This is a genomic window from uncultured Methylobacterium sp., from assembly GCF_964244095.1.
GTDB lineage: Bacteria > Pseudomonadota > Alphaproteobacteria > Rhizobiales > Beijerinckiaceae > Methylobacterium.
This window is the reverse complement of sequence record NZ_CAXTHR010000203.1, coordinates 1-5,563: the sequence shown is the minus strand read 5'-3', so window position 1 is coordinate 5,563 and position 5,563 is coordinate 1. Positions and strand designations below refer to the sequence as shown.

Genomic DNA, 5,563 nt, shown 5'->3' with positions numbered 1-5,563 from the left:
TCGCGGGTCTCGACGTGCATCGTGTCGTCGTAGCCGCGCAGGATCGCGTCGTTGCCGAGCGGGGCGACCACCAGGGGCTGGTGCGCCTGCCAGATCCGCGCGAGGCTCGGGCCGTCGAGATGGTCGTAATGGTTGTGCGTCACCAGCACCGCATCGATCGGCGGCAGGTCGGCGAACGCGATGCCGGGCGGGTTGACCCGCTTGGGGCCGGCGAAGCGGAACGGGCTCGCGCGCCGGGAGAACACCGGATCGATCAGGATGTTGCGGCCGGCGACCTGCACGAGGTAGCTCGCGTGCCCGATCAGCACGATGCGCAGGCCCGCCACCCGCTGCGGCGGCCGGTCGGGGGGGAACGGGCTCGGGACGCGGTTCGGCCACGCCTCGAACTGCCGCGCGGCCTTCCAGCGCGCGACCTCGGCGAGGCTCTTGTCTGCGACCTGCCCGGGCGCGAAGAAGCGCAGCCCGTCGAAATGGTCGCTTTCCGGGCCGCGGTAGTAGGGGTTGCGCCCGCGCCGGTGCACGGCGTAGCCGACGCCGCCGAGCGTCATCACCGTGGCCGCGCTCGCGGCCGTGAGCAGGCTTCGCCGTTTCATGCCACGATCAGATGGCCGGCGCGGCCCCCGGGTCAAGCCGATCGCCGGCGCGGGCGAGCTCGCCGGCGGGCGGGGCCACAATTCCGCTGAAATGCCGCGCTAGTGTTCACTCGTGAACGGACGGCGGCCGCAGGCTGCGCTATGGCATCGATCCAGGCAGGAAGCGAATCCGTCCCTCATGTCCGTCACCGTCGCCGAGTCCCTCGGCAGGAACCTCCTCCTGCGGGCGCTTCAGCCTGCGGACCGGGCGCTGATCGCGCCGCACTTGGAGCCGACCGAGCTCGCCCGCGGCGCGGTGATGTTCGCGCCGGGCGATCCGGTGTCGCACATCACCTTCCCCTGCGACCGCACCGTGGTCGCCATGGCGATCACCATGCTCGACGGCCGCACCGCGGAGACGGCGACGGTCGGCCGCGAGGGCGCGGTCGGCGGCGTGGTCAGCCAGGGCTACCTGCCGGCCTTCAGCCGCGCCGCGGTCCAGATCGGCGGCCCGGCGCTGCGGCTGGAGGCCGGGCGGCTGCAGGCGGCCAAGCACGCGTCGCGGACGCTGCGCAATCTGTTCACCCGCTACGCCGACTGCCTGCTCGCCCAGCTCCTGCAATCGGTGGCCTGCAACGCCCTGCACCCGATCGAGCAGCGCGCGGCCAAGTGGCTGCTGACCCTGCACGACCGCCTGTCGAGCGACGTCCTGCCGATCACGCAGGACGTGCTCGCCGAGATGCTCGGCGTGCGCCGGACCTACCTGTCGGGGGTGCTTCGCGGCCTGCACGAGCGCGGGATGATCGCGGTCACCCGCGGCCGCATCGCCATCCGCGACCGGCCGGCCCTGGAGCGGGCGGCCTGCGAGTGCCACGGGCGCGTGCGCCGCCACTTCGAGGAGGTGCTCGGCGCGGTCTATCTCGACGACGGCACGCTGGTGGCCGTCGACCCGGCCGCGGCCGCCGCGCCCGCGGACGGCAAGCCGCCGCACGGAAAGGCGGCGTGAGGACCATGACCGCCGCTCCGATCCCGGACCACGAGGAGGCGCGCCTCGCCGCCCTCGACGCGTTCGGCATCCTCGACACCCCCGCCGAGGACGGGTTCGAGGACATCGTGCTGCTGGCCTCCCAAGCCTGCCGCACGCCGGTGGCGCTGGTCAGCTTCGTCGCGAAGGACCGGCAATGGTTCAAGGCCCGGATCGGCTTCGATCCGTGCGAGACGCCGCTGGCGCAGTCCGTCTGCGCGCACGCACTCGGGCGGGACGGGCGCGGGCGGGACGGGCTCCTGATCATCCCGGACCTGACGCGCGACCCGCGGACCCGCGACAACGCCCTCGTCGGCGGCGGTCCGCAGATCCGGTTCTACGCCGGCGCGCCGCTGAACACGCGCGAGGGCTTTGCCATCGGCACGCTCTGCGTGATCGACACCGTGCCGCGGCCGGAGGGGCTGAGCGAGGCCGAGCAGGCGACGCTCGGTGCGCTGGCGCGGCAGGTGATGGTCCAGCTCGAGCTGCGCCGCGCCATCGAGAACCGCGAGCAGGCGCTGGCCGCCCGCACCCTCGTCGAGGAGCAGTTGCGGCTCGCGGTCGAGGCCACCGGCATCGGCATCTTCGACTTCGACCTGACGAGCGGCGAGCTGCGCTGGGACGCGCGGGTGCGCGCCCTGTTCGGCGTGCCGGCGCGGGGGCCCGTCACCTACGCGCAGACCTTCCTCGACGGCGTCCACCCCGACGACCGCGCGCGGACCGACGCCGCGGTCCAGGCGGCGCTCGACCCCGCCGGCGGCCGGGTGATCGACATCGAGTACCGGGTGATCGCGGCCGATACCGGGGCGCTGCGCTGGCTCGCGGCGCGCGGGCAGGCGCTCGTCGAGGACGGGGTGACCATCCGCTTCGTCGGCAGCGTCCGCGACATCACCGAGCACAAGGCGGCCGATCTCGCCCTGAAGGCCACGGAGGAGCGATACCGGCTCGCGGCGCGCGCCACCACCGACGCGATCTGGGACTGGGATCTGGCCGCCGACCACATCCGCTGGAACGAGGCGCTGACGCTGGCCTACGGGCACGACCTCGCCGTGGTCGAGCCGACCGGCGGATGGTGGCTCGCGCAGATCCACGCCGGCGACCGCGACCGGGTCGCCAACGGCATCCACGCCGTGATCGACGGCGACGGCGACATCTGGACCGACGAGTACCGCTTCCGCCGGGGCGACGGCAGCTACGCCGCGGTGATCGACCGGGGCTACCTGATCCGGGACGGCGACGGCCGCGCGGTGCGGATGATCGGGGCGATGCTCGATATCACCCGGCGCAACGAGACCGAGGCGCGCCTGCGCCTCAGCGAGGAGCGCCTGAGCCTCGTCTTCCAGGCCGCCGGCGCGGTCGGCTGGTGGGACTGGAACATCCCCGACGACCGCATGGTCGCCAACGCGCTGTTTTCCGGGCTCCATGCGGTCGATCCGGCGGACGCCGCCGCGGGCCTGCCGCTCGCCCGCTTCACCGATGGCATCCATCCCGACGACCGCGGCTGGGTGATCGAACGCATCCGCCACGCGATCGAGACCGCGGGCGAGTTCGCAGAGGAATACCGCCTGCCCCAGGCCGACGGGGCCGTGCGCTGGGTCTACGCCCGCGGGCGCGGCTACCACGGCGCGGACGGCCGCCCGCTGCGCTATCCCGGGGTCTCGGTCGAGATCACCGAGCGCAAGCGCACGGAAGCCGCGCTGGCGGCGAGCCAGGCCCGGCTCGACACCGTCCTCCAGACCATGCCGGTCGGCATCCTGCTCGCCGAGGCGCCGAGCGGGCGCGTGGTGTTCGGCAACCCGCGGCTGGAGCGCATCCTCGGGCATCCGGCCCTGCATGCGGCCGACCGCGCCGGCCACGCCTACCATGCCGATGGGCGGCCGGTGGCGCCGGAGGACTACCCGCTCGCGCGCATCACCGCGGGCGGCGCCGACCATGCCGAGTTGGAGGCGCATTACCAGCGGCCCGACGGCTCGCGGCGCTGGATCGAGTTCATCGGCGAGGCGGTCAAGGATGCGGGCGGCGCCACGATCGGCGCCGTGGTCGCGGTCAGCGACATCGAGGACCGCAAGCGCGCCGAGACGCAGCAGGACATCCTCCACCACGAGCTCGGCCACCGCCTGAAGAACACGCTGGCGCTGGTCCAGGCGATCGCGACGCAGACCCTGCGCAACGTCACCGACGTCGATTCGGCGCGCGAGGCCCTGTCGGCCCGCCTCGTCGCCATGGGCAAGGCGCACGACATCCTGCTGTCGGGCCACAGCGAGGGCGCGGGCATGGAGGCGGTGCTGCGCGGCGCGCTGAGCATCCACGACGACGGCGGCCTGGCCCGCTTCCGGCTGGCCGGGCCGGACCTCGCGGTCGGCCCGAAGGCGGCCCTGTCGCTGGCGCTGATGGCGCACGAACTCGCCACCAACGCGGTCAAGTACGGCGCGCTCTCGGTGCCGGAGGGCAGCGTGGTGCTGCGCTGGACGGTCGAGGGAGACGGGGCGGAGGCGGAGGTCCACCTGATGTGGCGCGAGCAGGGCGGTCCGCCGGTGGTCGAGCCGACCCGCAAGGGGTTCGGCACCCGCCTGATCGAGCGCGGCCTCGTGGGCGCGATCGGCGGCGCGGTGACGCTGGCCTATCCCGCAGCGGGGGTCACCTGCACGGTGACGGCGCCGCTCAGCGGGCTGGCTGAGGCGTGAGGCCAAGGGGTGCGTTAGGCCAAGGGGCGCGGCAGGCCAAGGCACGCGGCGGGTCGATCGGGGAGGGAAGCCCGCTCAGCCCGGATCGTCGGCGGGCTTCGGCCCGGCCGGCGCGAAGAAGTCCTCGGGCGGGGCGACGACGACGCGCCCTGCCGCGACGTCGAGTTCGGGGACGAAGCCCTGGGTGAACGGCAGGAGCGCGGTCGCACCGCCCGCGAGCGGGCGGATCTCCAAGAGGTCGCCGCCGCCGTAGTTCGGCACGGCGACGATGGTGCCGAGCACCGTTCCATCGGCATCGCTCACCGGGAGCCCGACGAGGTCGGCGGTGAAGACCTCGTCGTCGTCCGGCTCGCCGAGGCAGGCGCGGGCGACGTAGAGCGCCGTGCGGTTCAGGGCCTCGGCGCCGGTGCGGTCGGAGACGCCGCGGACGCGCGCGACCAGCAGGTCCGGCGACGCGCCGGGGGCCGGGCGCACGGCGGTGATCTCGATCCGGCGCCCGTCGGCGGTCGCGAGCGGGCCGTAGCCGGCGATCCGCATCGGATCGCCGGTGTAGGATTTCAGCCGGACCTCGCCGTTCAGCCCCTGCGCCCGCCCGAACTCGCCCATCAGGACGAGGCCCGGGTCGATGGCGGGCGCCGGCCTCGCCGCGGGCGTGTGCCGCGGCGAGGTGGTGGTCTCCGGCGCGATGGCGCCGCGGCGCGCGCCATCGCCGCGGGAGGGGCCGGAACGACGCATCGCGTCCGATCCCTTAGGCGGCCGCGTCCTCGGCGGGCGCCGCGACCTTCGCCGCGCGCTTGGCGGCGCGCTCCTTGGCCTTGTCGCCGGGCTCGGCCTTCTGCGGGTTGTTGCGCACCGGGCGCTTGGCGAGCCCCGCGGCGTCGAGGAAGCGCAGCACCCGGTCGGTCGGCTGCGCGCCCTTGGCGAGCCAGGACGTGATCTTCTCGGCTTCCAGCACGATGCGGGCCGGGTCGTCCTTGGGCTTCATCGGGTCGTAGGCGCCGACCTTCTCGATGAAGCGCCCGTCGCGCGGCGCGCGGGCGTCGGCGACGACGATGCGGTAATACGGGCGCTTCTTGGCGCCGCCACGGGTGAGACGGATCTTGAGGGACATGGTTCGCTCCTAGCGTCTGTCAGGTTTCATAGGGCGAATGGCGGATGGCGAATAGCGAATAAGAAGAGGCGCTTGCACAGCCTCCATTCGCCATTCGCCATTCGCCATTCGCCAAGAGTCACTTCTTCTTTCCGAACGGGAAACCGCCGAGCCCCGGCAGGCCCGGCCCCTT

At 73.6% G+C, this 5,563-nt stretch carries 5 protein-coding genes; 2 read left to right on the top strand and 3 right to left on the bottom strand.

The window, feature by feature from the left end:
- The coding region (locus ACFE86_RS20865; RefSeq protein WP_375457237.1) for an MBL fold metallo-hydrolase at positions 1-593 on the bottom strand (593 nt) is incomplete at its 3' end.
- Positions 594-771: 178 nt separating this feature from the next.
- Between ACFE86_RS20865 and ACFE86_RS20860 the strand changes: the two genes are divergently transcribed.
- Together ACFE86_RS20860 and ACFE86_RS20855 are read left to right on the top strand one after the other, a co-directional pair.
- Entirely contained in the window at positions 772-1,578 is an 807-nt protein-coding gene (locus ACFE86_RS20860; protein WP_375457236.1) for a Crp/Fnr family transcriptional regulator, read from the top strand.
- 5 nt (positions 1,579-1,583) lie between these two features.
- A complete protein-coding gene (locus tag ACFE86_RS20855; protein WP_375457238.1) occupies positions 1,584-4,280 on the top strand; it encodes a PAS domain-containing protein in 2,697 nt (898 codons plus the stop codon).
- 75 nt (positions 4,281-4,355) lie between these two features.
- Here ACFE86_RS20855 and rimM read toward each other — a convergent pair whose 3' ends face one another.
- Entirely contained in the window at positions 4,356-5,015 is a 660-nt protein-coding gene (rimM, locus tag ACFE86_RS20850) for a ribosome maturation factor RimM (RefSeq protein ID WP_375457235.1), read from the bottom strand.
- A gap of 13 nt (positions 5,016-5,028) precedes the next feature.
- Positions 5,029-5,391: a 30S ribosomal protein S16 gene (rpsP, locus tag ACFE86_RS20845; protein WP_375457234.1), complete on the bottom strand. Its 363-nt coding sequence runs from the start codon at positions 5,389-5,391 to the stop codon at positions 5,029-5,031.
- Positions 5,392-5,563 lie beyond the last annotated feature (172 nt).